The following is a 23231-nucleotide window of genomic DNA, read 5'->3' as shown; positions in this document are numbered from 1 at the left end:
CGCGCGCCTTCCGGGGCTGGTGGTAGACCTGAAAACGGTCTAGACGCAGCGCCGCCGAAAAGCACGAACGAACCACATAGGTCGCCCATCGGGGCCTTGCCCCTGGCGACCATTTTTCTGGCCGCACGAGCCGAATCTTTGGCTCGGCGCGGTCGTTTGCATCGCGGTTTTGCAACCGTACGAGGACCTATAGCCGATGCCGACGATCAATCAGTTGATCAACAGCCCGCGTCGCCCGGTGGCCGCCCGTAACAAGGTGCCAGCGCTCAATTCGAGCCCGCAGAAGCGCGGCGTTTGCACGCGCGTCTACACCACGACGCCGAAGAAGCCGAACTCGGCGCTGCGTAAGGTCGCGCGCGTCCGGCTGACCAACGGCTACGAGGTCACCAGCTACATCCCCGGCGAAGGCCACAATCTGCAGGAACATTCGGTCGTCATGATTCGTGGCGGCCGCGTGAAGGATCTGCCCGGCGTTCGCTATCACATCATCCGCGGCACGCTCGATACCCAGGGCGTGAAGGACCGCCGCCAGCGCCGTTCGAAGTACGGCGCCAAGCGGCCGAAGTGATTTAAGGAGCGTCGAACAGATGTCTCGTCGTCATGCTGCCGAGAAGCGCGAAGTCCTGCCGGATGCCAAGTTCGGCGACGTCGTTCTCACGAAATTCATGAACTCGCTGATGTATGCGGGCAAGAAGTCGGTCGCCGAGAGCACCGTCTATGGCGCGCTCGAGCAGGTCGAGAAGAAGTCCAAGGGCGATCCGGTGAAGGTGTTCCGCGACGCGCTCGACAACGTGAAGCCGCACCTCGAAGTGCGCTCGCGTCGTGTCGGTGGCGCCACCTACCAGGTTCCGGTCGAAGTCCGTCCGGAGCGCGCCCAGGCCCTCGCGATCCGCTGGATCATCCAGAACGCGCGCGGCCGTTCCGAAAGCACGATGACCGACCGCCTCTCCGCCGAGCTGCTCGATGCCGCCAACAACCGCGGCGCCTCGGTGAAGAAGCGCGAAGACACGCACAAGATGGCCGAAGCGAACAAGGCCTTCTCGCACTACCGCTGGTAATCCAGGCGATAGCGAAAAAGTCCGAGGACAACTGAGATCATGGCTCGCACCACCCCGCTCGATCGGTACCGCAATATCGGCATCATGGCTCACATCGATGCCGGTAAAACCACGACCACCGAGCGCATCCTCTATTATACCGGCCGTTCCTATAAGATCGGCGAAGTCCATGAAGGCACCGCCACCATGGACTGGATGGAGCAGGAGCAAGAGCGCGGCATCACCATCACCTCGGCCGCGACGACCTGTTTCTGGCGGGACCACCGCATCAACATCATCGACACGCCGGGCCACGTCGACTTCACCATCGAAGTCGAGCGTTCCTTGCGCGTGCTGGACGGCGCCTGCACGGTGTTCGACAGCGTCGCTGGCGTGGAGCCGCAGTCGGAGACGGTGTGGCGCCAGGCCGACAAGTACGGCGTGCCGCGCATCTGCTTCGTCAACAAGATGGATCGCATCGGCGCGGACTTCTATCGCTGCGTGCAGATGATCATCGACCGCCTGGGCGCGAAGCCGCTGGTGCTGCAGCTGCCGATCGGCGTCGAGAGCGAGTTCGCCGGCGTCGTCGACCTGGTCCGCATGAAGGGCATCGTCTGGAAGGACGAGGCGCTCGGCGCCGAATTCACCGTCGGCGAGATCCCGGCCGACCTCAAGGCGAAGGCCGACGAGTACCGCCATGCGCTGCTCGAGGCCATCGTCGAGCTCGACGAGACCGTGCTCGAGGCCTATCTCGACGGCAAGGAGCCCGACGAAGAGACCATCAAGCGGCTCGTCCGCAAGGGCACCGTCACCAGCACCTTCGTCCCCGTCATCTGCGGCAGCGCCTTCAAGAACAAGGGCGTGCAGCCGCTGCTCGACGCCGTGGTCGACTTTCTGCCGGCCCCGACCGACGTCGCCGACGTCGTCGGCATCAAGCCGGACACCGACGAGCCGCTCAGCCGCAAGAGCTCGGACGAGGAGCCTTTCTCGGGCCTCGCCTTCAAGATCATGACCGACCCCTTCGTCGGCTCGCTCACCTTCGTGCGCATCTATTCGGGCGTGCTCTCCGCCGGCCAGCAGGTGCTGAACACGGTGAAGGGCGACAAGGAGCGTTGCGGGCGCATGCTGCAGATGCATGCGAACCACCGCGAAGACATCAAGGAAGCCCGCGCCGGCGACATCGTGGCGCTCGCGGGCCTCAAGGCGACGACCACGGGCGACACGCTCTGCGATCCGGCCAACCCGATCATCCTCGAGCGCATGGAATTCCCGGAGCCCGTCATCGAAGTGGCGGTCGAGCCCAAGACCAAGGGCGACCAGGAGAAGATGGGCATGGCGCTCAACCGCCTGGCCCAGGAAGACCCGTCCTTCCGCGTCTCGAGCGACGCCGAGAGCGGCCAGACCATCATCAAGGGGATGGGCGAGCTGCATCTCGAGATCATCGTCGACCGCATGAAGCGCGAGTTCAAGGTCGAGGCCAATGTCGGCGCGCCGCAGGTGGCCTATCGCGAGACGATCTCCAAGAAGATCGAGCAGGACTACACCCATAAGAAGCAGACCGGCGGCTCGGGCCAGTTCGCCCGCGTCAAGATCCGCTTCGAACCGCTGCCCCCGGGCGGCGGGTTCGAGTTCGAGAACGACGTGGTCGGCGGCGCGGTTCCGCGCGAATTCGTGCCGGGCGTCGAGAAGGGCCTGAAGGCCGCGAAGGAGTCCGGCGTGATCGCCGGGTTCCCGATGATCGACTTCAAGGCGACGCTCATCGACGGCGCCTACCACGACGTGGACTCCAACGTGCTGACCTTCGACATCGCCGCGCGCGCCTGCTACCGCGAGGGCATTCCGAAGGCCGGCCCGAAGCTGCTGGAGCCGATCATGAAGGTCGAGGTGGTGACGCCCGACGACTATATGGGCGACGTCATCGGCGACCTGAACAGCCGGCGCGGCCAGGTGCAGGGCATGGACTCGCGCGGTAACGCCCGCGTGATCAGCGCCATGGTGCCGCTGGCCAACATGTTCGGCTACGTGAACACGCTGCGTTCGATGTCCCAGGGCCGGGCGCAGTACACCATGCATTTCGACCACTACGAGCAGGTTCCTCAGGCGGTTGCCGACGAAGTCCGCGCCAAGATGGCGTGACCTCGGAAGCAATCGACAGAGCAGCTCGCACCAAGAAGACGGAGTAAGGACGATGGCGAAGGCGAAATTCGAGCGGAACAAGCCGCACTGCAACATTGGGACGATCGGTCACGTCGACCATGGGAAGACGTCATTGACGGCGGCGATCACGAAGGTGCTGGCGGAGACGGGCGGGGCGACGTTCATGGCCTACGACCAGATCGACAAGGCGCCGGAAGAGAAGGCGCGCGGGATCACGATCAACACGGCTCATGTTGAGTATGAGACGAAGAACCGTCACTACGCGCATGTGGACTGCCCGGGCCATGCCGACTATGTGAAGAACATGATCACGGGTGCCGCGCAGATGGACGGCGCGATCCTGGTGGTCTCGGCGGCGGACGGTCCGATGCCGCAGACGCGCGAGCATATCCTGCTGGCGCGCCAGGTCGGCGTTCCGGCGCTGGTGGTGTTCCTGAACAAGTGCGACATGGTGGACGATCCGGAGCTTCTGGAGCTGGTGGAGCTCGAGGTTCGCGAGCTTCTGACCTCCTACAACTTCCCGGGCGACACCATTCCGATGATCCGGGGCTCGGCCTTGTGCGCGCTGGAGAACCGGGAGCCGAAGCTGGGCCACGACGCGATCTTGCAGCTGATGCAGGCGGTGGATACGAGCATTCCGCAGCCTGAGCGCGCGAAGGACCGTCCGTTCCTGATGCCGATCGAGGACGTGTTCTCGATCTCGGGCCGCGGGACGGTGGTGACGGGCCGCATCGAGCGCGGGTCGGTGAAGGTCGGCGACGAAGTGGAGATCGTGGGTCTGCGTCCGACGACGAAGACGATCGTGACGGGCGTCGAGATGTTCCGCAAGCTGCTGGACTACGGCGAGGCTGGCGACAACATCGGCGCGCTCTTGCGCGGCACGAAGCGCGAGGAAGTGGAGCGGGGCCAGGTTCTGTCGAAGCCGGGCGCGATCACGCCGCACACGAAGTTCAAGGCCGAGGCCTACATCCTGACGAAGGAGGAGGGCGGCCGTCATACGCCGTTCTTCTCGAACTACCGCCCGCAGTTCTACTTCCGGACGACGGACGTGACGGGGACGGTGGTTCTGCCGGCGGGCACGGAAATGGTGATGCCGGGTGACAACATCGCGATGGAGGTGCATCTGATCGCGCCGATCGCGATGGATGAAGGCCTGCGCTTCGCCATCCGCGAGGGCGGCCGTACCGTCGGCGCCGGCGTCGTCGCCTCCATCATCGAATAGGGCGGCTTCGGCCGAGGGATCAAGACATGGAAAACCAGAATATCCGGATCCGCCTGAAGGCGTTCGATCACCGCGTGCTCGATCAGTCGACCGGCGAGATCGTCAACACGGCCAAGCGCACCGGCGCCCAGGTGCGTGGCCCGATCCCGCTGCCGACCCGCATCGAGCGCGTGACGGTGCTGCGTTCGCCGCACGTGGACAAGAAGAGCCGCGAGCAGTTCGAGATTCGGACGCACAAGCGGCTGCTCGATATCGTCGATCCGACCCCGCAGACGGTGGATGCGCTCATGAAGCTCGAGCTCGCCGCCGGTGTGGACGTCGAGATCAAGTTGAAGAACTAGTCTAGGCATGTCCGGGAGTGGAACCATGCGTTCCGGTTTGATCGCACAAAAGCTGGGCATGACCCGCATCTTCAACGATGAAGGTGCGCATGTGCCGGTGACCGTGTTGAAGATGGATGGGTGCCAGGTCGTGGCGGTGAAGACCGCCGAACGCGATGGCTATACCGCCGTTCAGCTCGGCATCGGTCGCCCGAAAGTGAAGAACCTGACCAAGGCCCAGCGCGGCCATTTCGGCAAGGCGAAGGTGGAGCCCAAGCGCAAGCTGGCGGAATTCCGCGTCGAGCCGAAGGCGCTGCTCGAGGTCGGGGCCGAGTTCTCGGCCGCCCATTTCGTGGCCGGCCAGTTCGTCGACGTGACCGGCACCAGCATCGGCAAGGGTTTCGCCGGTGTCATGAAGCGCTGGAACTTCGGCGGCCTGCGCGCCACCCACGGCGTGTCGGTCTCGCACCGCAGCCACGGCTCGACCGGTAACCGCCAGGACCCGGGTCGTACCTTCCCGGGCAAGAAGATGGCCGGCCATCTCGGCAACGAGCGGGTCACGACGCTGAACCTGAAGGTCGTCTCGACCGACGCCGACCAGGGTCTGATCTATGTCCAGGGTTCCGTCCCCGGCGCCGATGGCGGCTGGGTGATGCTGCGCGACGCAGTGAAGCGCAAGGCGCCGAAGGACCTGCCGTTCCCGGCGGGCCTCAAGGCCGGCGCCGAGCCCGCGGCCGAGAAGAAGGAATAAGGCCGATGAAGCTCCCGGTCACAAGCCTGGACAACAAGAAGGTCGGCGAGATCGATCTCTCCGACGAGGTGTTCGGTCTGCCCGTGCGCCGCGACATCCTTGCGCGCGCCGTCAACTGGCAGCTCGCCAAGCGCCGCGCGGGCACGCACAAGACCAAGATCATCAGTGACGTCCAGGGCACCACGAAGAAGCCCTATAAGCAGAAGGGCACCGGCAGCGCCCGCCAGGGCTCGCTGCGCTCGCCGCAGTTCCGCGGCGGCGCGGTGATCTTCGGGCCCGTGGTGCGCAGCCACGAGCATGGCTTGCCCAAGAAGGTCCGCAAGCTCGCGCTCAAGACGGCGCTCTCGAGCAAGCAGGCCGACGGCAAGCTGATCGTGGTCGACAGCCTGGTCGCCGCCAAGGCGAAGACCAAGGACCTGGTCGGCAAGCTGGGCAAGCTCGGCTGGAGCTCGGTGCTCCTGATCGACGGCCCCGCGGTGGACGAGAATTTCCGCCGCGCGACCTCGAACATTCCCCATCTCGATCTGCTGCCGCAGCAGGGTGCGAATGTTTACGACATTCTGCGGCGCGACGTGCTGGTCCTGACCAAGGCCGCTGTCGAGCATCTGGAGGCGCGACTGAAATGAGCAGAGCAAGGGCGATCAAGCCGGTTGAGACCAAGCTCAGCCAGGCCCGCATGTACGAGTTGATCCGTTCGCCGGTGGTGACGGAGAAGTCAACGGCCGGGTCCGCGCACAGCCAGGTGACCTTCAAGGTTCCGCTGGACGCGACCAAGCCGGAGATCAAGGCCGCCGTCGAAGGCGTGTTCAAGGTCAAGGTGGTTGCCGTCAACACCCTGCGTCAGCTGGGCAAGACCAAGCGCTTCCGCGGCCGCCTGGGTTTCCGTTCGGATACCAAAAAAGCGATGGTCACCCTCGCCGAGGGCAACACCATCGACGTGACGTCGGGGGTCTAAGCGATGGCGCTCAAGACATTCAAGCCGGTCACGCCCAGCACCCGCCAGTTGGTCATCGTCGACCGCAGCGAGCTGCACAAGGGCGATCCCGTAAAGGCGCTGACCGAAGGTCTGCGCAAGACGGGCGGCCGCAACAATAACGGCCGCATCACCGTGTTCCAGCGCGGCGGCGGTCACAAGCGGCGTTACCGCACGATCGACTTCAAGCGTCGCAAGTTCGACATGGAAGCGACGGTGGAGCGGCTCGAGTACGATCCGAACCGCACCGCCTTCATCGCGCTCGTGAAGTACACCGACGGCGAGCTCGCCTATATCCTGGCGCCGCAGCGCCTGAAGGCGGGCGACGTGGTGGTGTCGGGCGAACGCGCGGACATCAAGCCGGGCAACGCGATGCCCCTGAAGAGCATTCCGGTCGGCACCATCGTCCACAATGTGGAGATGAAGCCGGGCCGCGGCGGCCAGATGGCCCGCGCCGCCGGCACCTTCGTCCAGCTCGTCGGCCGCGACGCCGGGTTCGCCCTGCTGCGCATGGCCTCGGGCGAGGTCCGCAAGGTCTCGAGCGAGTGCATGGCCACGATCGGCGCCGTGTCGAACCCGGACCAGCAGAACATCGTCATCGCCAAGGCCGGCCGGTCGCGCTGGCTGGGCCGTCGCCCGAACGTCCGTGGCATTGCCATGAACCCGGTCGATCATCCTCACGGCGGTCGCACCAACGGCGGTATGGCCTGGGTCACACCCTGGGGCATCTCCACCAAGGGCAAGAAGACGCGGCACAACAAGAAGACGGACGGCCAGATTCTGCGTCGCCGTCAGGTCAGCAAGTAAGGAGGGCGCGCAGTGGCACGCTCCGTATGGAAGGGTCCGTTCGTCGACGGATATCTGCTGAAGAAGGCCGAGACGTCGCGCGGCACGGGCCGTAACGAGGTCATCAAGACCTGGTCGCGTCGCTCGACCATCCTGCCGCAGTTCGTCGGCCTGACCTTCGGCGTCTATAACGGCAACAAGTTCCTGCCGGTTCTGGTGACCGAGAACATGATCGGCCACCGTTTCGGCGAGTTCGCGCCGACGCGCTTCTTCCACGGCCACACGGCGGCCGACAAGAAGGCCAAGAGGGAGTAACGGGGCGATGAGCAAGAAGGCACATCCCCGGACATTGACCGAGACCGAGGCGAAGGCGGTGGCGCGGCTCCTGCGTACGAGCCCGCGCAAGCTGAACCTGGTCGCGCAGTCGATCCGCGGCAAGAGCGCCAGCGCGGCGCTGGCCGAGCTGACATTCTCCAAGCGGCGCATCGCGCGCGAGGCGAAGAAGGTCCTGCAGGCGGCGATCGCCAATGCCGAGAACAATCACCAGCTGGACGTCGACCGCCTGGTCGTGTCCGAGGCCAGCGTCGGCCGCGGTTTCGTGATGCGTCGCTTCCATGCGCGCGCTCGCGGCCGGGCGGCGAAGGTCGAGAAGTGGTGGAGCAACTTCACAGTCGTCGTTCGCGAGAGCGAGGAGACCGCATAAGATGGGTCAGAAAGTCAATCCGATCGGGCTGCGCGTCGGCATCAATCGCACCTGGGATTCGCGCTGGTTTGCCGACGACGATTATGCGGCGCTGCTGCACGAGGATCTGCGCCTGAAGAAGTATCTTCAGAAGCGCCTCCTGCAGGCCGGCGTCAGCCGCATCGTCATCGAGCGTCCGAGCAAGCGCGCGCGCATCACGATCCACACCGCCCGTCCGGGCGTGGTGATCGGCAAGAAGGGCGCCGACGTCGAGAAGCTGCGCAGCGACCTCGCCAAGATGACGGGCAGCGAAGTCAGCCTGAACATCGTCGAGATCCGCAAGCCCGAGATCGACGCGAAGCTGGTGGCCGAGAACATCGCCCAGCAGCTCGAGCGCCGTGTCGCCTTCCGCCGCGCCATGAAGCGCGCGGTGCAGTCGGCGATGCGCCTGGGCGCCCAGGGCATTCGTATCACCTGCGCCGGCCGTCTGGGCGGCGCCGAGATCGCGCGCACGGAGTGGTATCGCGAAGGCCGCGTGCCGCTGCACACCCTGCGCGCGGAGATCGACTACGGCGAGGCGACGGCCATGACCACCTACGGCACCTGCGGCGTGAAGGTGTGGGTGTTCAAGGGCGAGATCATGGCCCACGACCCGATGGCGCAGGACAAGCGCGCCCTCGAGCAGCAGGTCGCGCGCTGAAGGCCGAAGCAAGAGAGTAGGGAGCGACAGTCATGCTTCAGCCGAAGCGCACGAAATTCCGTAAGGCCCACAAGGGCCGCATTCACGGCAAGGCCAAGGCCGGCACCAATCTCGATTTCGGTGCCTATGGCCTGAAGGCGACCGAGCCCGGCCGCGTCACCGCGCGCCAGATCGAGGCCGCCCGCCGCGCCGTCACCCGCCACATGAAGCGGCTGGGTCGTATCTGGATCCGCGTGTTCCCGGACGTTCCGGTGTCGCGCAAGCCTGCCGAAGTCCGCATGGGCTCGGGTAAGGGCACACCCGAATACTGGGTGGTCCGCATCCATCCCGGCCGGATCATGTTCGAGATCGATGGCGTGCCGAAGTCGCTGGCGATCGAAGCGTTCTCCCTGGCGGCGGCCAAGCTGCCGATCAAGACGCGTTTCGTGGCTCGCCTGGGCGAGGAGGGTTGAAATGAAGGCTGAAGACGTCAGGCTCAAGACTCCCGACCAGCTGAAGGCGTCGCTGGTGGATCTGCGCAAGGAGGCGTTCAACCTCCGCTTCCGCAGGGCCAGCGGCCAGCTTGAGAACACCGCACGCGTGCGTGAGGTGCGGCGCGAGATCGCCCGCATCCAGACCGTGCTCAACGAAAAATCCCGCGAGCGGGCCTAGGAGACAGGAACATGCCGAGGCGAGTGCTCCAGGGTGTTGTGGTCAGCGACAAGAACGACAAGACGGTCATCGTCAGCGTCGAACGTCGCGTCATGCACCCGATCTACAAGAAGTTCATCCGTCGTTCGAAGCGCTATGCCGCGCACGACGAGACGAATGCATCCAAGGTTGGCGACACGGTGATGATCCAAGAGTGTCGGCCGCTGTCCAAGACGAAGCGGTGGGAGGTTGTCTCCTCTGCCGCTTCCCAGCAGGCCTGAGGAGACCGGCGTCATGATCCAGATGCAGACGAACCTGGAAGTGGCCGACAATTCGGGCGCACGCAGGGTGCAGTGCATCAAGGTGCTCGGCGGCTCCAAGCGTAAATACGCGTCCGTGGGCGACGTCATCGTCGTCTCGGTCAAGGAGGCCATTCCGAGGGGCCGCGTGAAGAAGGGCGACGTTCACCAGGCGGTGATCGTGCGCACTTCCAAGGCGATCCGCCGGACCGACGGCAGCCTCATCCGCTTCGACCGCAACGCCGCCGTGCTGATCAACAAGCAGGGCGAGCCGATCGGCACCCGTATCTTCGGCCCCGTCACTCGCGAGCTCAGGGGCAAGAAGTTCATGAAGATCATTTCGCTCGCTCCGGAAGTTCTGTGAGCACCGGGCAGGCGAAGAGGAAGACCTAGATGGCGACCAAGCTCAAGATCAGGAAAGGCGACCGCGTCACCGTGCTGACCGGCCGCGACAAGGGCAAGAACGGCGAAGTGATCCGCGTCTACCCGACGGACATGCGCGCGCTAGTGCAGGGCGTGAACATGGTCAAGCGGCATACCCGCCAGACCGCGCGCGAGCAGGGCGGCATCGTCGAGAAGGAGGCGCCGATCCACGTCTCCAACCTCGCCCTGATCGACCCGAAGACCGACAAGCCGACCCGCGTCGGCTACAAGTTCCTGGATGACGGCCGCAAGGTTCGCGTGGCGCGTCGTTCGGGCGAAACCATCGATCGCTAGGTGCTGCCATGACCACGACGCGTTTGCAGGAACATTACGAAAAGGTCGTGCGCCCGGCCCTGATGGCCGAGTTCAAGTACGACAATCCGTTCGCGGTGCCGCGGCTGGAGAAGATCGTCCTCAATATGGGCGTGGGCGAGGCGGTCAACGACAGCAAGAAGACGACGCAAGCGGCGGCGGAGCTCATGGCCATCGCCGGCCAGAAGCCGATCATGACCAAGGCCCGCAAGTCGATCGCCGTCTTCAAGCTGCGCGAGAACATGAACATCGGCTGCAAGGTGACCTTGCGCCGCGAGCGCATGTACGAGTTCCTCGACCGGCTGGTCAACATCGCCCTGCCGCGCGTCCGCGACTTCCGCGGCGTGTCCGGCAAGAGCTTCGACGGCCGCGGCAACTACGCGCTCGGCCTCAAGGAACAGATCGTGTTTCCCGAGATCAACTACGACCAGATCCAGGAAATCCGCGGACTCGATATCGTCATCTGCACCTCGGCGAAGAGCGATGCCGAGGCCAAGGCCCTGCTGAAGGGCTTCGCTATGCCCTTCGTCAATTGACCGGGGCATCGGAGGGAAAACATGGCTAAGAAGAGCTCCATCAATCGCGACAAGAAGCGCCGCGCGCTGGCCAAGCAATATGCCGCCAAGCGCGACCGTCTGAAAGCGATCGCGAACGACGAGGGTCGGCCGATGGAGGAGCGCTTTGCCGCGCGCCTCAAGCTCGCCCAGCTGCCGCGCAACTCATCGCCGGTGCGCCAGCATAATCGTTGCGAGCTGACCGGTCGTCCGCGCGGGTTTCACCGCAAGTTCAAGCTGTCGCGCATTGCGCTACGCGAGCTGGCCTCGTCCGGGCAGATCCCGGGCATGGTCAAGTCGAGTTGGTAAGGAGGAAAGCCGGTCATGGCATTGAGTGATCCCCTGGGGGATATGCTGACCCGGATTCGGAATGCACAGAAGGCCGGCATGCACAGCGTGTCGACTCCGGCCTCGAAGTTGCGTTCCAGCGTGCTGGAAGTCCTGAAGCGCGAGGGTTATATCCGCAACTTCAGCCAGCATGTGGCCGATCCGGGCTTCGGCGAAATCAAGATCGAGCTGAAATACCACGAGGGCGCTCCCGTCATCCGGGAGATCTCGCGGGTTTCGAAGCCGGGCCGTCGCGTCTATTCGCGGATCGCCGACCTGCAGCGGGTCTATAACGGCCTCGGCATCTCGATCCTCTCGACGCCGCGCGGCGTCATGTCGGACAGCGAAGCGCGCGCCGCCAATGTCGGCGGCGAGGTGCTGTGCCGCGTGTTCTAAAGGACGAATGAGATGTCACGCGTCGGAAAGAATCCCGTCCCCGTGCCGAGCGGCGTCACGCTCGCGGTCGACGGTCACAAGGTCAAGGCCAAGGGCAAGCTGGGCGAGCTTTCGCTCCCGCTGAGCGCTTTGGTCGAGGCCGGAGTCGATGACGGCAAGTTCTGGGTCAAGCCGGCCAACGAGACCAAGCAGGCGCGCATGATGTGGGGCACCACCCGCAATCTCGTGCGCAACATGGTCCGCGGCGTGGCGCAGGGCTACACCAAGAACCTGGAGATCAACGGCGTCGGTTACCGCGCCGCGGTCCAGGGCAAGAGCCTGCAGCTGCAGCTCGGCTATAGCCACGACGTGAACTTCCCCATTCCGGAAGGCATCACGATCAAGTGCGACAAGCCGACCTCGATCACCATCACCGGCGCCGACAAGCAGCGTGTCGGCCAGGTTGCGGCGGAAATCCGCTCGTACCGCGGTCCCGAGCCCTACAAGGGCAAGGGCATCAAGTACGACAGCGAGACGATCCTGCGCAAAGAAGGCAAGAAGAAGTAAGAGGGTCGAACCATGGCCAAGCCAGAAGCATTGTTCGCGCGCCGTCAGCGCCGAAACCGGGTTGCGATCCGCCGCAAGAGCGACCGTCCGCGTCTGTCGGTGTTCCGCTCGGGGCAGCATATCTATGCCCAGGTCATCGACGACACCAAGGGCGTCACGGTCGCGGCCGCGTCCAGCCTGGACAAGGATGTCCGCGAGGGCCTCAAGACCGGCGCCAACAAGCAGGCGGCCGAGGCCGTCGGCAAGCTGGTGGCCAAGCGTGCGCTCGATGCCGGGATCAAGGAAGTCGTGTTCGACCGCGGCGGTTATCTGTTTCATGGCCGGGTGAAAGCCCTGGCCGACGCCGCCCGCGAGGGCGGTCTCAGCTTCTAGAGGTATCGAGATGGCACGTGCCGAAAAGTCAGGGCGCCGCGATCGCGAGCGCGGTCCGCGCGGCGAAGAATCCGAGCTGATCGAAAAGCTGGTCGGGATCAACCGCGTCGCCAAGGTGGTGAAGGGCGGCCGTCGGTTCGGCTTCGCCGCCATCGTCGTGGTCGGCGACGGCAAGGGCCGCGTCGGCCATGGCTCCGGCAAGGCGCGTGAAGTGCCCGAGGCCATCCGCAAGGCGACCGAGCAGGCCAAGCGCGCCATGGTGCGCGTGCCGCTGCGCGAAGGCCGCACGCTGCATCACGACATCATCGGCCATTACGGCGCCGGTCGGGTCGTGCTGCGCGCCGCGGTGCCCGGCACCGGCATCATCGCGGGCGGTCCGATCCGCGCCATCTTCGAGGCGCTCGGCGTCGCGGACGTGGTGGCGAAGTCGGTCGGCACCTCCAACCCGCACAACATGATCAAGGCGGCGTTCGATGCGCTCACCCGCAGCAGCTCGCCGCGTTCGGTGGCCGCGCGCCGCGGTCGTAAGGTCAGCGACATTCTGGGCAAGCGCGCCGAAGGCGCGGATGCCCGCGAATAACCAGGTCGCGAACGGGAGTATTTGAGATGGCTGAGAAGAAGGCGGCGGGCAAGAAGGCCCAAGTCAAGGTGACCCAGATCGGGAGCCCGATCGGTCGCGAGGATGGCCAGCGCCGCACCCTCATCGGCCTGGGGCTCAACAAGATGGGCCGCAGCCGAGTGCTGGAGGATACGCCCGCGGTTCGCGGCATGATCCAGCGCGTGCATCACCTGGTTCGGGTGGACGACCAGCAGGGCTGAGGACGGCCCCGGCTGGCAACCCGGCGTCCGGGTTCCTATCTAGACAGAGACCCCTCGGGCGCCAGCCAGGAGGGCTAAAATTAAGGATCGATGACGATGAAGCTCAATCAGCTCAGGGACAATCCGGGCGCCCGCAAGAACCCCATCCGCGTCGGCCGCGGCATCGGTTCGGGCAAGGGCAAGACCGGCGGGCGCGGCGGCAAGGGCCAGACCGCGCGTACCGGCGTCGCCATCAACGGCTTCGAAGGCGGCCAGATGCCGATGTACCGGCGTCTGCCCAAGCGCGGCTTCAACAACATCTTCCGCCAGGACTATGTGGCGGTGAATCTGGGCCGGGTCCAGGCCGCGATCGCGGCCGGCAAGCTCGATGCCGGCAAGCCCATCGACGGCAAGGCCCTCAAGGCCGCCGGCGTCACCACCCGGGTGAAGGACGGCATTTCGCTCCTGGCCCAGGGCGAGCTCACGACCAAGGCGACCTTCAAGGTTGCCCGCGCCTCGAAGGCGGCCATCGCCGCGGTCGAGAAGGCGGGCGGCACGGTCGTCGTCACGAAGCCCGCCGTCGAGGCAGAAACCAAGGCAGCGGGCTGAGGCCCGCGGAAGTCGGACGGGCACCATGGCATCAGCCGCCGAACAGCTCGCCGCCAATATCAACTTTTCCGCCTTCTCGAAGGCGACAGAGCTCAAGAACCGCATCTGGTTCACCCTGGGCGCTCTGATCGTCTATCGGCTGGGCACCTATATTCCGCTGCCGGGTATCGATCCCGGCGTGCTGCAGGACGTGTTCAAGCAGCATGCCACGGGCGTGCTGGGCATTTTCGACATGTTCTCGGGCGGCGCGCTCGGGCGCATGACCATCTTCGCGCTGAACATCATGCCGTACATCTCGGCATCGATCATCATGCAGCTCCTCTCCAGCATCTCGCCCACGCTCGAGGCGATGAAGAAGGAGGGTGAAGCCGGCCGCAAGAAGATCAACCAATATACCCGCATCGGCACGGTGATCCTGGCGGCCCTGCAAGCCTACGGCATCGCGGTCGGCATCGAAGGCATGAGTTCCGGCGGCCATGGCGCGGTCGCGGATCCGGGGATGTTCTTCCGCATCTCGGTCATGATCACGCTGACCGGCGGCACCATTTTCCTGATGTGGCTGGGCGAACAGATCACCTCGCGCGGCGTCGGCAACGGCGTGTCGCTGATCATCTTCTCCGGGATCGTCGCCAACCTGCCGGCGGCTATGGTCCGGACCCTGGAACTCGGCCGCACCGGTGCGCTCTCGACCTTCCTCATCATCGTCATCCTGATCGTCGCGGTCGTGACGATCGCCACCCTGGTGTTCTTCGAACGCGCCCAGCGGCGGCTGGTGGTGCAGTATCCGAAGCGCCAGGTCGGCAACAAGATGTATGGCGGCGACAGCTCGCATCTGCCGCTCAAGCTCAACAGCGCCGGCGTCATTCCGCCGATCTTCGCGAGCTCGCTGCTGCTGCTGCCCCTGACGGTCGCCAGCTTCGGCGCCCAGGGCGGCCCGGACTGGCTGCAGCCGATCACCCGCGTGCTGGCCCACGGCCAGCCGCTCTATATGGCCCTCTATGTCGGGCTGATCGTGTTCTTCACCTTCTTCTACACGGCGATCGTCTTCAATCCGGTCGATACCGCGGAGAACCTGAAGAAATATGGCGGCTTCATCCCGGGCATCCGGCCGGGCCGGCCGACGGCCGAGTACATCAACTATGTGCTGACGCGAATCACGGTTCTGGGCGCGGCCTACATCTCGATCATCTGTCTCCTGCCCGAGATTCTGATCTCGCAATATGCGCTGCCGTTCTACTTCGGCGGCACCAGCCTGATGATCGTGGTCTCGGTCACGATGGATACCGTCGCGCAGGTGCATTCGCACCTGCTGGCGCACCAGTATGAAGGGCTCATCAAGAAGTCGAAGCTCAAGGGGCGGCGGGGATGAACCTGATTCTCCTGGGCCCGCCGGGGGCGGGGAAGGGCACCCAGGCCAAGCGGCTCGAGACGACGCGGGGGCTGGTGCAGCTATCGACCGGCGACATGCTGCGCCAGGCCGTGGCGTCGGGCAGTGCCTTGGGGCAGCAGGCCAAGAAGGTGATGGAAGCGGGCCAGCTCATGCCCGACGAGATCATCATCGCCATGATCGCCGAGCGGATTGCCGCACCGGAGGCCCGCAAGGGCATTGTGCTGGACGGTTTTCCGCGGACCGAGGCCCAGGCCGAGGCCCTGGACAAGATGCTGGCCCAGGGCGGCCGGAAGCTCGATGCGGTGATCGAGCTGGCGGTCGACGAGGAGGCGCTGATCGAGCGCATTTCGGGCCGTTTCACCTGTGCCAAATGCGGCACGGGCTACCACGACAAGTTTCATCCCCCGAAGAAGCCGGGGATTTGCGATGTTTGCGGCTCGACCGAGTTCGTCCGCCGCAAGGACGATAATCCGGAGACCCTGAAGGCGCGGCTGGTGGCCTATCGGGCGCAGACCGCGCCGATCGTGCCTTACTACCGGCGCAAGGGTCTCTTGAAGCTAGTCGACGGGATGGCGGCTCCGGATCAGGTGACCCGGGAGATCGAGACCATCCTGAATGGGATTGCGGCGGCCTAACCGGTTGACTCGATGGCGAATCTTCATATAATGCGCGCCCTCGGGCTGATGGTGACTCTCGTCCCGTCGTCTATCCCGTTGAAATTCAAGGAGAAATAGCGGTGGCGCGTATTGCGGGCGTCAATATCCCGACGCAAAAGCGTGTCCTGATTGCCCTGACCTATATTCATGGCATCGGAAACGCCAAGGCCAAGGAAATCATCGACAAAGTCGGTATTCCGGCCGATCGGCGGGTGCATCAGCTGACGGACGACGATGTCGTTCGCATCCGCGAGGTCATCGATCGTGACTATCGCGTCGAGGGCGATCTGCGTCGTGAAGTCGCGATGAACATCAAGCGGCTGATGGACCTTGGTTGCTACCGTGGCTTGCGCCATCGCAAGGGTCTGCCGGTGCGCGGTCAGCGCACCCATACCAATGCGCGTACCCGCAAGGGTCCGGCCAAGTCGATCGCCGGCAAGAAAAAGGCCGTCTAAGAGTTTCAAGGAGAAGACAAGGCCATGGTCAAGGCAGCCACCGCGCGCCCGCGTCGCAAAGAGCGTAAGAACATTACCTCTGGCGTCGCGCATGTGAATGCGAGCTTCAACAATACGATGATCACCATCACCGACGCGCAGGGCAATACCGTGGCCTGGGCGTCGTCGGGGAGCCTCGGCTTCAAGGGCTCGCGCAAATCCACGCCCTATGCCGCGCAGGTTGCCGCCGACGCGGCGGCGCGCAAGGCGATGGAGCATGGCGTGAAGACTTTGGAAGTCGAGGTGAAGGGCCCGGGTTCGGGTCGCGAGTCCGCGCTGCGCGCGTTGCAGGGTGCCGGCTTCACCATCACCTCGATCAAGGACGTGACGCCGATTCCGCATAACGGATGCCGCCCGCCCAAGCGCCGGCGCGTCTGAACGGACTCTAGAGACCGCAGAAGATTCCACCGCCCGGCGACCCGCGCCGGGCGTTGCGTGTGCAGAAGACCAGAACCAGTCCAGACCGGCGGTAAACCGAGGGTGCGGGCCCCGGATCAGAAGGCCGGTCGGACGACAGCGAGAGGTCGCAATCGTGTTGCAGAAAAACTGGACCGAGCTCATTAAGCCGAACAAGCTGGCCGTCGAGCCCGGCACTGACCCCAAGCGCTTTGCCACCGTGGTGGCCGAGCCGCTCGAACGTGGCTTTGGCCTGACCCTCGGCAACGCGCTGCGTCGCGTGCTGCTGTCGTCGCTGCAGGGTGCGGCCGTCACCTCGGTGCAGATCGAGAACGTGCTGCATGAATTCTCGTCGATCCCGGGTGTGCGCGAGGACGTGACCGACATCGTCCTCAACATCAAGGGCATGGGCCTGAAGATGCATGGCGAAGGCCCGAAGCGCATGCGCCTCGTGGCCGAAGGCCCGGGCGAAGTGCGCGCCGGCATGATTCAGACCGGCCATGACATCGAGATCATGAATCCCGATCTCGTGCTCTGCACCCTCGACCAGGGCGCGAACGTGAAGATGGAATTCACCGTCGACACGGGGAAAGGCTACATGGCCGCGGCCGTCAGCCGCCTGGAAGATTCACCGATCGGCCTGATCCCGGTCGATGCGCTGTTCAGCCCGGTCAAGAAGGTGTCTTACAAGGTCGACAACAGCCGCGTCGGCCAGGTCACCGATTATGACAAGCTCTCGATGCAGGTCGAGACCAACGGCGCGATCGCCCCTGAAGATGCCGTGGCGCTCGCCGCGCGCATCCTGCAGGACCAGCTCCAGCTCTTCATCAATTTCGAAGAGCCGAGCGCCGTGCGCGAGGAGATCCGGACGGCCGAGCCGCCCTTCAACAAGAATCTCCTGCGCAAGGTCGACGAGCTCGAGCTGTCGGTCCGTTCGGCGAACTGCCTGAAGAACGACAACATCGTCTATATCGGCGATCTGGTTCAGAAGACCGAGGCCGAGATGCTGCGGACGCCGAATTTCGGCCGCAAGTCGCTCAACGAGATCAAGGAAGTGCTGGCGCAGATGGGCCTCCATCTCGGCATGGAGATCCCGAACTGGCCGCCGGAGAACATCGAAGACCTGGCGAAGCGGCTCGACGAGCCGTACTGAGCCGAAGACGGGCGTAACTGGAGCGCGGGCCATGGTGGCCCGCACCCGGTCGTACATGGGTGAGCCCCTTGGCGGGGGCGCCTGCGGCGACGGGATGATGCAATCGGGTCGTGTCGGGGTCAGAGGCCCCGCGCGGCGCCGGACCGGAGAGAAGGAAGCAAGCGATGCGTCACGGTATGAGCGGCCGCAAACTCAATCGGACCAGCAGCCACCGCAAGGCCATGTTCGCCAATATGGCGGCGGCGCTGATCAAGCATGAGCAGATCAAGACCACCTTGCCGAAGGCCAAGGATCTCCGGCCGATCGTCGAGAAGCTGATCACGCTGGGCAAGCGGGGCGGGCTCCATGCCCGCCGCCAGGTCCTGGCGACGATGCGCGACGAGGTGCAGACCCGCAAGCTGTTCGACACCCTGGCCGAGCGCTACAAGGGCCGCGCCGGCGGCTATACGCGCGTGCTCAAGGCGGGGTTCCGGTTCGGCGACAACGCGCCGATGGCCATCATCGAGCTGGTCGATCGCGACCCTGCGGCCAAGGGCCTGGATTCGGGTCCCAGCCAGCAGGTCAGCGAGGGCGACGAGCAGCAGCCCGAGGCCTGAAGGCCCAAGGGTCTGGCTTCTCGCGCCAGCGACGAAAACGGGAAGGGCGGTCCCTCGGGGCCGCCCTTTTCCTTTCCGGCTTTCGGCGCCGTAATGCCATCCGGGTTGGGCCGGTCGCCGGTTCCGGTTAAAATCCCTCGAGACCGGCCATTCCGGCCCCCGGGCCACCGGTCCTGCCCGTTTCTGTCCATGGAGACTGCATGCGTCCGTTGCGTCCGGCCCGCCGCCTGACGATTCTCTGGTTCACGGTCTGCGCCTGCTGCGCATTCATGACCGGCAGCCTGCGCGCCGACGAGCCGGCCGTCCCGAGCTCGCGCGAACAGATCACGCTGTCCTTCGCGCCCCTGGTGAAGCAGGTCGAGCCCGCGGTTGTGAACATCTATACGCGCGCCGTGGTGCAGCAGCGGACCTCGCCGCTCTTCAACGATCCCTTCTTCCGCCAGTTCTTCGGCGACGCCTTGGGCCAGCCCTCGCAGCGGACGCAGAATTCGCTGGGCTCCGGCGTCATCGTCCGCAGCGACGGACTGGTGGTGACCAACGTCCATGTGATCGAGGGCGCGCAGGAGATCAAGGTCGTCCTCAGCGACGGCCGCGAGTTCTCGGCGACGCTCGTCACCAGCGACGACCAGAGCGACCTGGCGTTGCTGAAGGTCGATCCCGAAGGGGCGGCGCTGCCGGTGCTGCCCCTCGGCGATTCCGATGCGCTCGAAGTCGGCGACCTGGTGCTGGCGATCGGCAATCCCTTCGGCGTCGGCCAGACCGTGACCAGCGGCATCGTCTCCGCGCTCGCGCGCACGCGCGTCGGCATCTCCGACTATGGCTTCTTCATCCAGACCGATGCCGCCATCAATCCCGGCAATTCCGGCGGTGCGCTCGTGACGATGGACGGCAAGCTCGCCGGCATCAACACGGCGATCGTCTCGCGTAGCGGCGGGTCGGTGGGGATCGGCTTCGCCATCCCGGCCAACATGGTCAAGTCGGTCATCGATGCGGCGGGCAATGGCGGACGGATCGTGCGGCCCTGGATCGGCGCCACCGGCCAGCCCGTCACCGCGGAACTGGCGCAGGGTTTCGGCCTGGCGAAGCCCGGCGGCGTCGTCATCAACAATCTCTATGACGGCGGTCCGGCGCAGCGGGCGGGCCTGAAGGTCGGCGACATCGTGACGGCCATCAACGACCGCGCGGTCGAGGATCCCGGTGCGCTGCGATTCCGTCTGGCGACCCTGCCGATCGGCAGCACGGCGACCCTGACGGTGCTGCGCAAAGGGCAGTCGCTCGAGATTCCCATTCCGCTGACCCAGGCCCCCGAGACGCCGCCGCGCGACGAAACCCTGGTCGAGGGCCGCACGCCGCTGATGGGGGCCTATCTCGCCAATCTTTCGCCGGCCCTGGCGGAGGAGGTGGGAATGTCGGGAGTCTGGTCGGGCGTGATCCTGACGAAGATCGACAATGGCAGCCCGGCGGCGCAGGTCGGGTTCCGCCCGGGAGACATCCTGCTCAAGATCAACGAAGTGCCCTGTCCCGACGTCAAGACGACGCTCGATCAACTGGCTCAGCGCTCGGTCCATTGGAAGATCACGGTCAAGCGCGGCGACCGCGTTCAGACGCTCGATCTGGGATGAGCCCCATGGCCCCCCTGGGCAGGCGATGACAAATCTATTCGAGAGCCAGGCGCCGCGCCCGCTGGCCGACCGGCTGCGACCGCAGTCGCTCGACGAGGTGGTCGGGCAGGATCATCTGCTGGGGCCGGAGGGTCCCGTCGGCCGCATGGTCGCCACCGGACGGATCTCTTCGATGATCCTCTGGGGCCCGCCCGGTTGCGGCAAGACCACGCTGGCCCGCCTCATCGCGGCGCGCAGCGACATGCAGTTCGAGCCTTTGTCCGCCGTCTTCTCCGGTGTCGCCGATCTGCGCAAGGTCTTCGAGGCGGCCAAGGGCCGGCGCAGCGTCGGTCGCGGCACGCTGCTCTTCGTCGACGAGATCCATCGCTTCAACCGCGCGCAGCAGGACGGCTTCCTCCCCTATGTCGAGGACGGCACCGTGACGCTGGTCGGTGCCACGACCGAAAACCCGTCCTTCGAGCTCAATGGCGCCTTGCTGTCGCGCTGCCAGGTCTTCGTGCTGCGCCGGCTCGATGACGAGGCCCTGGAGAAACTGCTGGCTCGGGCCGAGGCCGTCGAGGGCCGGGCGCTGCCGGTGGCGCCCGAGGCGCGCGAGGCCTTGCGCGCCATGGCGGACGGCGACGGCCGCTATCTCCTCAACATGGCCGAGGAACTGTTCCGACTGCCGGCGAAGACGCCGCTCGATGTGGCGGGATTGGCCGCGGCCGTCCAGCGCCGGATGCCGCTCTACGACAAGGCGCAGGAGAGCCATTACAACCTGATCAGCGCCTTGCATAAATCCTTGCGCGGCTCGGATGCGGACGCGGCGCTCTATTGGTTCGCGCGCATGCTGGTGGGCGGCGAGGATCCGCTCTATGTCGCGCGGCGCATGGTGCGTTTCGCGGCGGAGGATGTCGGGCTGGCCGATCCGGACGCGCTTCTGCAAGCGCTGGCGGCCTGGGACACCTATGAACGATTGGGATCTCCCGAGGGCGAACTCGCGCTGGCGCAATGCGTGCTCTATCTGGCGACCGCACCCAAATCTAATGCCGCCTACCGGGCCTTCGGCGCGGCGCAGCGGGCGGCCCGCGAGACCGGCTCGCTGATGCCGCCCAAGCATATCCTGAACGCGCCCACGCGGCTCATGCGCAATCTGGGTTACGCCAAGGGCTATGAGTACGATCACGACACCGAGGAGGGTTTCTCGGGTCAGAACTATTTCCCCGACGGCATGGCCCGCAGCGAGTTCTATCAACCGGTCGAGCGCGGCTTCGAGCGTGAGATCCGCAAGCGGCTCGATTATTGGGCCAAGCTGCGCAACCGCGCCCAGGGCCAGCGCGAAGAATAGGGCCGCATCATGAGCAGCGTGGAATCGATCACCATCGACCGGGACGAGGCGGAGCAGCGGCTCGATCGCTGGTTCAAGCGCCGCTTTCCCGAGCTGACGCATGGCCGGCTGGAGAAGCTGCTGCGCACCGGCCAGGTGCGGGTCGATGGCAAGCGCATCAAGGCCAACCATCGCCTCGAGCCTGGTCAGGTCGTGCGCGTGCCGCCGCTGGCGGCACCCGGCGGCGAAGCGGCCCCGCGTGAGCGGACGGAATCGAAGTCCCGCAAGTCCGATCTCGCCTCGGCGCGGCTGGGCGAGGAACTGCGCCGCCGGATCCTGCATCGCGACGATTGGCTGCTCGTGATCGACAAGCCCGCCGGGCTTGCCGTGCAGGGGGGCACGGAAACCACGGTGCATCTCGACGGCGCGCTCGACGAGCTGCGTTTCGGCAGCGAGGAACGGCCGCGCCTGGTCCACCGTCTCGACAAGGATACGAGCGGCGTACTGGTGCTGGCGCGCACGGCCCGCGCCGCGGCCAAGCTCGCGGAGCTGTTTCGCGGGCGCGAGGTGCACAAGCTCTATTGGGCGGCCGTGATCGGCTTGCCGCAGCCGTTGTCGGGCCGGATCGATCTCGCCTTGTCGAAGCAGCCCGGCCAGAGCGGCGAACGGGTCCGCCCCGACCAGGAGGAAGGCCAGCGCGCCGTCACCTACTACCGCACGGTCGAGCATATCGGCCGCAAGGCGGCCTGGCTCGCCTTGCGGCCGGAAACCGGACGCACCCATCAGTTGCGCGCCCATTGCGCGGCCTTGGGCACGCCGATCCTGGGCGACGGAAAATACGGCGGGGCCGGGGCCTTTCTGCCGGGGAAGGAAATCTCGCGTCAGCTTCATCTCCATGCCCGCGCCCTCGAATTTCCGCATCCGGCCGGCAAGATCTTCCGCGTCAGCGCGCCCTTGCCGCCGCATATGGTCGCGACTTGGAAGTTTCTGGGATTCTCCATCTCCTCGGGACCGGCGAACCGCGAGGAGTTCGAGTTCTAAGTTGGTGATGTCGCATCGTTTCAAACTGATCATGTTCGACTGCGACGGCACGCTCGTGGACAGTCAGCACACGATCGTCGCGGCGATGGCCTCGGCCTGGCGCTCGCTCGACCTGCGCGAGCCCGAACCGGCGGCGATACGCCGCGTGGTCGGCCTGACGCTGGAGACGGCGATCGCGGCGCTCCAACCCGATGTCGGCGAACAGATGCTGGCGAAGCTCGCCACGGCCTTCCGCCGCGAGGCCGTGGCGGCGCGACAAAGCGACAGCTTTCAGGAGCCGCTCTTTCCTGGGATTCTCGAGGCGATCGCCGCGATCGAGGGCCCGGACGTGGTGTTCGGCATCGCCACCGGCAAAAATCTGCGCGGGTTGCGCCATACGCTCGAGGCGCACGGGCTGACGGAGCGCTTCGTCACCCTGCAGACCGCTGATCGGGCGCCCAGCAAACCGCATCCGGCCATGCTGAATCAGGCCATGGCGGAAATGGGTGTCGATCCGGCCTCGACAGTGCTGATCGGAGACACCAGTTTCGACATGGAAATGGCCTATAATGCGGGTACGGCTGGTATCGGCGCCGGTTGGGGCTATCATGAGCCCGCGGACCTTGCCCGCGCCGGCGCCGGCCGGGTCATTATGCGGCCGGAAGATCTGCCCATGGCACTCGCCAATTACGGGGAACGGTGAT

General features: G+C 65.5%; 35 protein-coding genes. All 35 read left to right on the top strand.

The annotated features are described in order from the left end of the window. Positions 1-196 precede the first annotated feature (196 nt). The 35 genes from rpsL (at position 197) to FRZ44_RS14455 (ending at position 23230) form a co-directional block, all read left to right on the top strand. Positions 197-568 carry a 30S ribosomal protein S12 gene (gene rpsL, locus FRZ44_RS14625; RefSeq protein WP_151116751.1) on the top strand — a complete coding sequence of 124 codons (372 nt, stop codon included), beginning with the start codon at positions 197-199 and terminating at the stop codon, positions 566-568. A 19-nt stretch (positions 569-587) separates the two neighbouring features. Beyond that, positions 588-1058: a 30S ribosomal protein S7 gene (gene rpsG / locus FRZ44_RS14620; RefSeq protein ID WP_151177883.1), complete on the top strand. Its 471-nt coding sequence runs from the start codon at positions 588-590 to the stop codon at positions 1056-1058. Between the two features lie 39 nt (positions 1059-1097). Next, the gene (gene fusA / locus FRZ44_RS14615) at positions 1098-3173 is read left to right on the top strand and encodes an elongation factor G (RefSeq protein WP_151177882.1); all 2076 of its coding nucleotides are present in this window, start codon (positions 1098-1100) and stop codon (positions 3171-3173) included. Positions 3174-3225: 52 nt separating this feature from the next. Then, positions 3226-4416, top strand: coding sequence for an elongation factor Tu (tuf, locus tag FRZ44_RS14610; protein WP_151177881.1), 1191 nt, complete (start codon positions 3226-3228; stop codon positions 4414-4416). A gap of 26 nt (positions 4417-4442) precedes the next feature. Further along, positions 4443-4757, top strand: coding sequence for a 30S ribosomal protein S10 (rpsJ, locus tag FRZ44_RS14605; protein WP_151116757.1), 315 nt, complete (start codon positions 4443-4445; stop codon positions 4755-4757). A gap of 25 nt (positions 4758-4782) precedes the next feature. After that, positions 4783-5487 carry a 50S ribosomal protein L3 gene (gene rplC / locus FRZ44_RS14600; protein ID WP_151177880.1) on the top strand — a complete coding sequence of 235 codons (705 nt, stop codon included), beginning with the start codon at positions 4783-4785 and terminating at the stop codon, positions 5485-5487. A 5-nt stretch (positions 5488-5492) separates the two neighbouring features. Further along, positions 5493-6113 carry a 50S ribosomal protein L4 gene (gene rplD, locus FRZ44_RS14595; protein ID WP_151177879.1) on the top strand — a complete coding sequence of 207 codons (621 nt, stop codon included), beginning with the start codon at positions 5493-5495 and terminating at the stop codon, positions 6111-6113. Further along, positions 6110-6442 (top strand): 50S ribosomal protein L23, encoded by a 333-nt coding sequence (locus tag FRZ44_RS14590; protein WP_151177878.1) that lies wholly within the window; start codon positions 6110-6112, stop codon positions 6440-6442. The genes rplD and FRZ44_RS14590 overlap by 4 nt, the downstream gene beginning before the upstream one ends. Positions 6443-6445: 3 nt before the next feature. Continuing rightward, entirely contained in the window at positions 6446-7267 is an 822-nt protein-coding gene (gene rplB / locus FRZ44_RS14585; RefSeq protein ID WP_151177877.1) for a 50S ribosomal protein L2, read from the top strand. Positions 7268-7279: 12 nt separating this feature from the next. Next, positions 7280-7561 (top strand): 30S ribosomal protein S19, encoded by a 282-nt coding sequence (gene rpsS / locus FRZ44_RS14580; RefSeq protein ID WP_151177876.1) that lies wholly within the window; start codon positions 7280-7282, stop codon positions 7559-7561. 7 nt (positions 7562-7568) lie between these two features. Next, complete coding sequence (rplV, locus tag FRZ44_RS14575; protein WP_151177875.1) at positions 7569-7949, top strand: 50S ribosomal protein L22; 381 nt, start codon at positions 7569-7571, stop codon at positions 7947-7949. A 1-nt stretch (position 7950) separates the two neighbouring features. Continuing rightward, positions 7951-8628, top strand: a complete 678-nt coding sequence (gene rpsC, locus FRZ44_RS14570) for a 30S ribosomal protein S3 (protein ID WP_151177874.1) — start codon at positions 7951-7953, stop codon at positions 8626-8628. 32 nt (positions 8629-8660) lie between these two features. After that, entirely contained in the window at positions 8661-9080 is a 420-nt protein-coding gene (gene rplP / locus FRZ44_RS14565) for a 50S ribosomal protein L16 (protein WP_151177873.1), read from the top strand. Position 9081: 1 nt separating this feature from the next. Then, entirely contained in the window at positions 9082-9279 is a 198-nt protein-coding gene (rpmC, locus tag FRZ44_RS14560; RefSeq protein WP_151177872.1) for a 50S ribosomal protein L29, read from the top strand. Between the two features lie 11 nt (positions 9280-9290). After that, positions 9291-9539 (top strand): 30S ribosomal protein S17, encoded by a 249-nt coding sequence (rpsQ, locus tag FRZ44_RS14555; RefSeq protein WP_151177871.1) that lies wholly within the window; start codon positions 9291-9293, stop codon positions 9537-9539. 13 nt (positions 9540-9552) lie between these two features. Beyond that, positions 9553-9921 carry a 50S ribosomal protein L14 gene (rplN, locus tag FRZ44_RS14550; protein WP_151116787.1) on the top strand — a complete coding sequence of 123 codons (369 nt, stop codon included), beginning with the start codon at positions 9553-9555 and terminating at the stop codon, positions 9919-9921. A gap of 29 nt (positions 9922-9950) precedes the next feature. Continuing rightward, positions 9951-10274: a 50S ribosomal protein L24 gene (gene rplX / locus FRZ44_RS14545; RefSeq protein ID WP_151177870.1), complete on the top strand. Its 324-nt coding sequence runs from the start codon at positions 9951-9953 to the stop codon at positions 10272-10274. 8 nt (positions 10275-10282) lie between these two features. Next, the gene (rplE, locus tag FRZ44_RS14540) at positions 10283-10828 is read left to right on the top strand and encodes a 50S ribosomal protein L5 (RefSeq protein ID WP_151177869.1); all 546 of its coding nucleotides are present in this window, start codon (positions 10283-10285) and stop codon (positions 10826-10828) included. Between the two features lie 21 nt (positions 10829-10849). Next, positions 10850-11155: a 30S ribosomal protein S14 gene (rpsN, locus tag FRZ44_RS14535; protein ID WP_151177868.1), complete on the top strand. Its 306-nt coding sequence runs from the start codon at positions 10850-10852 to the stop codon at positions 11153-11155. Positions 11156-11170: 15 nt separating this feature from the next. Then, positions 11171-11569 (top strand): 30S ribosomal protein S8, encoded by a 399-nt coding sequence (rpsH, locus tag FRZ44_RS14530; protein WP_151177867.1) that lies wholly within the window; start codon positions 11171-11173, stop codon positions 11567-11569. A 12-nt stretch (positions 11570-11581) separates the two neighbouring features. Then, positions 11582-12115: a 50S ribosomal protein L6 gene (gene rplF / locus FRZ44_RS14525; protein ID WP_151177866.1), complete on the top strand. Its 534-nt coding sequence runs from the start codon at positions 11582-11584 to the stop codon at positions 12113-12115. A gap of 12 nt (positions 12116-12127) precedes the next feature. Then, a complete protein-coding gene (gene rplR / locus FRZ44_RS14520) occupies positions 12128-12487 on the top strand; it encodes a 50S ribosomal protein L18 (RefSeq protein WP_151177865.1) in 360 nt (119 codons plus the stop codon). 10 nt (positions 12488-12497) lie between these two features. Next, positions 12498-13067 carry a 30S ribosomal protein S5 gene (rpsE, locus tag FRZ44_RS14515; RefSeq protein ID WP_151177864.1) on the top strand — a complete coding sequence of 190 codons (570 nt, stop codon included), beginning with the start codon at positions 12498-12500 and terminating at the stop codon, positions 13065-13067. Between the two features lie 26 nt (positions 13068-13093). Continuing rightward, a complete protein-coding gene (gene rpmD / locus FRZ44_RS14510; RefSeq protein ID WP_151177863.1) occupies positions 13094-13306 on the top strand; it encodes a 50S ribosomal protein L30 in 213 nt (70 codons plus the stop codon). 96 nt (positions 13307-13402) lie between these two features. Then, complete coding sequence (gene rplO / locus FRZ44_RS14505; protein WP_151177862.1) at positions 13403-13894, top strand: 50S ribosomal protein L15; 492 nt, start codon at positions 13403-13405, stop codon at positions 13892-13894. 25 nt (positions 13895-13919) lie between these two features. Then, positions 13920-15263: a preprotein translocase subunit SecY gene (gene secY, locus FRZ44_RS14500; RefSeq protein WP_151177861.1), complete on the top strand. Its 1344-nt coding sequence runs from the start codon at positions 13920-13922 to the stop codon at positions 15261-15263. Continuing rightward, on the top strand, positions 15260-15919 hold the full coding sequence (locus FRZ44_RS14495; RefSeq protein ID WP_151177860.1) for an adenylate kinase: 660 nt from the start codon (positions 15260-15262) through the stop codon (positions 15917-15919). Before secY ends, FRZ44_RS14495 begins: the two co-directional genes overlap by 4 nt. A gap of 101 nt (positions 15920-16020) precedes the next feature. Beyond that, a complete protein-coding gene (gene rpsM, locus FRZ44_RS14490; protein WP_151177859.1) occupies positions 16021-16395 on the top strand; it encodes a 30S ribosomal protein S13 in 375 nt (124 codons plus the stop codon). A gap of 24 nt (positions 16396-16419) precedes the next feature. Next, positions 16420-16812, top strand: coding sequence for a 30S ribosomal protein S11 (rpsK, locus tag FRZ44_RS14485; RefSeq protein WP_151177858.1), 393 nt, complete (start codon positions 16420-16422; stop codon positions 16810-16812). Positions 16813-16966: 154 nt separating this feature from the next. Further along, positions 16967-17983, top strand: a complete 1017-nt coding sequence (locus FRZ44_RS14480; protein WP_151177857.1) for a DNA-directed RNA polymerase subunit alpha — start codon at positions 16967-16969, stop codon at positions 17981-17983. A 164-nt stretch (positions 17984-18147) separates the two neighbouring features. Continuing rightward, positions 18148-18579, top strand: coding sequence for a 50S ribosomal protein L17 (gene rplQ / locus FRZ44_RS14475; protein WP_151177856.1), 432 nt, complete (start codon positions 18148-18150; stop codon positions 18577-18579). Between the two features lie 200 nt (positions 18580-18779). Further along, positions 18780-20201 carry a DegQ family serine endoprotease gene (locus FRZ44_RS14470; protein ID WP_151177855.1) on the top strand — a complete coding sequence of 474 codons (1422 nt, stop codon included), beginning with the start codon at positions 18780-18782 and terminating at the stop codon, positions 20199-20201. Positions 20202-20226: 25 nt separating this feature from the next. After that, the gene (locus FRZ44_RS14465; RefSeq protein ID WP_151177854.1) at positions 20227-21528 is read left to right on the top strand and encodes a replication-associated recombination protein A; all 1302 of its coding nucleotides are present in this window, start codon (positions 20227-20229) and stop codon (positions 21526-21528) included. Between the two features lie 9 nt (positions 21529-21537). Next, a complete protein-coding gene (locus FRZ44_RS14460; protein WP_151177853.1) occupies positions 21538-22548 on the top strand; it encodes an RluA family pseudouridine synthase in 1011 nt (336 codons plus the stop codon). Between the two features lie 7 nt (positions 22549-22555). Further along, positions 22556-23230, top strand: coding sequence for an HAD-IA family hydrolase (locus FRZ44_RS14455; protein WP_151177852.1), 675 nt, complete (start codon positions 22556-22558; stop codon positions 23228-23230). Position 23231: the final 1 nt, after the last annotated feature.

The sequence above is a fragment of the Hypericibacter terrae genome (genome assembly GCF_008728855.1).
In the GTDB taxonomy this organism is placed as follows: domain Bacteria; phylum Pseudomonadota; class Alphaproteobacteria; order Dongiales; family Dongiaceae; genus Hypericibacter; species Hypericibacter terrae.
This window is presented reverse-complemented; position numbering and strand designations above follow the sequence as displayed.

Coding starts and splice junctions, on each gene's coding strand:
- rpsL (WP_151116751.1), top strand. CDS start 197: ATGCCGACGATCAATCAGTTGATCAACAGCCCGCGTCGCCCGGTGGCC.
- rpsG (WP_151177883.1), top strand. CDS start 588: ATGTCTCGTCGTCATGCTGCCGAGAAGCGCGAAGTCCTGCCGGATGCC.
- fusA (WP_151177882.1), top strand. CDS start 1,098: ATGGCTCGCACCACCCCGCTCGATCGGTACCGCAATATCGGCATCATG.
- tuf (WP_151177881.1), top strand. CDS start 3,226: ATGGCGAAGGCGAAATTCGAGCGGAACAAGCCGCACTGCAACATTGGG.
- rpsJ (WP_151116757.1), top strand. CDS start 4,443: ATGGAAAACCAGAATATCCGGATCCGCCTGAAGGCGTTCGATCACCGC.
- rplC (WP_151177880.1), top strand. CDS start 4,783: ATGCGTTCCGGTTTGATCGCACAAAAGCTGGGCATGACCCGCATCTTC.
- rplD (WP_151177879.1), top strand. CDS start 5,493: ATGAAGCTCCCGGTCACAAGCCTGGACAACAAGAAGGTCGGCGAGATC.
- FRZ44_RS14590 (WP_151177878.1), top strand. CDS start 6,110: ATGAGCAGAGCAAGGGCGATCAAGCCGGTTGAGACCAAGCTCAGCCAG.
- rplB (WP_151177877.1), top strand. CDS start 6,446: ATGGCGCTCAAGACATTCAAGCCGGTCACGCCCAGCACCCGCCAGTTG.
- rplV (WP_151177875.1), top strand. CDS start 7,569: ATGAGCAAGAAGGCACATCCCCGGACATTGACCGAGACCGAGGCGAAG.
- rpsC (WP_151177874.1), top strand. CDS start 7,951: ATGGGTCAGAAAGTCAATCCGATCGGGCTGCGCGTCGGCATCAATCGC.
- rplP (WP_151177873.1), top strand. CDS start 8,661: ATGCTTCAGCCGAAGCGCACGAAATTCCGTAAGGCCCACAAGGGCCGC.
- rpmC (WP_151177872.1), top strand. CDS start 9,082: ATGAAGGCTGAAGACGTCAGGCTCAAGACTCCCGACCAGCTGAAGGCG.
- rpsQ (WP_151177871.1), top strand. CDS start 9,291: ATGCCGAGGCGAGTGCTCCAGGGTGTTGTGGTCAGCGACAAGAACGAC.
- rplN (WP_151116787.1), top strand. CDS start 9,553: ATGATCCAGATGCAGACGAACCTGGAAGTGGCCGACAATTCGGGCGCA.
- rplX (WP_151177870.1), top strand. CDS start 9,951: ATGGCGACCAAGCTCAAGATCAGGAAAGGCGACCGCGTCACCGTGCTG.
- rplE (WP_151177869.1), top strand. CDS start 10,283: ATGACCACGACGCGTTTGCAGGAACATTACGAAAAGGTCGTGCGCCCG.
- rpsN (WP_151177868.1), top strand. CDS start 10,850: ATGGCTAAGAAGAGCTCCATCAATCGCGACAAGAAGCGCCGCGCGCTG.
- rpsH (WP_151177867.1), top strand. CDS start 11,171: ATGGCATTGAGTGATCCCCTGGGGGATATGCTGACCCGGATTCGGAAT.
- rplF (WP_151177866.1), top strand. CDS start 11,582: ATGTCACGCGTCGGAAAGAATCCCGTCCCCGTGCCGAGCGGCGTCACG.
- rplR (WP_151177865.1), top strand. CDS start 12,128: ATGGCCAAGCCAGAAGCATTGTTCGCGCGCCGTCAGCGCCGAAACCGG.
- rpsE (WP_151177864.1), top strand. CDS start 12,498: ATGGCACGTGCCGAAAAGTCAGGGCGCCGCGATCGCGAGCGCGGTCCG.
- rpmD (WP_151177863.1), top strand. CDS start 13,094: ATGGCTGAGAAGAAGGCGGCGGGCAAGAAGGCCCAAGTCAAGGTGACC.
- rplO (WP_151177862.1), top strand. CDS start 13,403: ATGAAGCTCAATCAGCTCAGGGACAATCCGGGCGCCCGCAAGAACCCC.
- secY (WP_151177861.1), top strand. CDS start 13,920: ATGGCATCAGCCGCCGAACAGCTCGCCGCCAATATCAACTTTTCCGCC.
- FRZ44_RS14495 (WP_151177860.1), top strand. CDS start 15,260: ATGAACCTGATTCTCCTGGGCCCGCCGGGGGCGGGGAAGGGCACCCAG.
- rpsK (WP_151177858.1), top strand. CDS start 16,420: ATGGTCAAGGCAGCCACCGCGCGCCCGCGTCGCAAAGAGCGTAAGAAC.
- rplQ (WP_151177856.1), top strand. CDS start 18,148: ATGCGTCACGGTATGAGCGGCCGCAAACTCAATCGGACCAGCAGCCAC.
- FRZ44_RS14470 (WP_151177855.1), top strand. CDS start 18,780: ATGCGTCCGTTGCGTCCGGCCCGCCGCCTGACGATTCTCTGGTTCACG.
- FRZ44_RS14465 (WP_151177854.1), top strand. CDS start 20,227: ATGACAAATCTATTCGAGAGCCAGGCGCCGCGCCCGCTGGCCGACCGG.
- FRZ44_RS14460 (WP_151177853.1), top strand. CDS start 21,538: ATGAGCAGCGTGGAATCGATCACCATCGACCGGGACGAGGCGGAGCAG.
- FRZ44_RS14455 (WP_151177852.1), top strand. CDS start 22,556: ATGTCGCATCGTTTCAAACTGATCATGTTCGACTGCGACGGCACGCTC.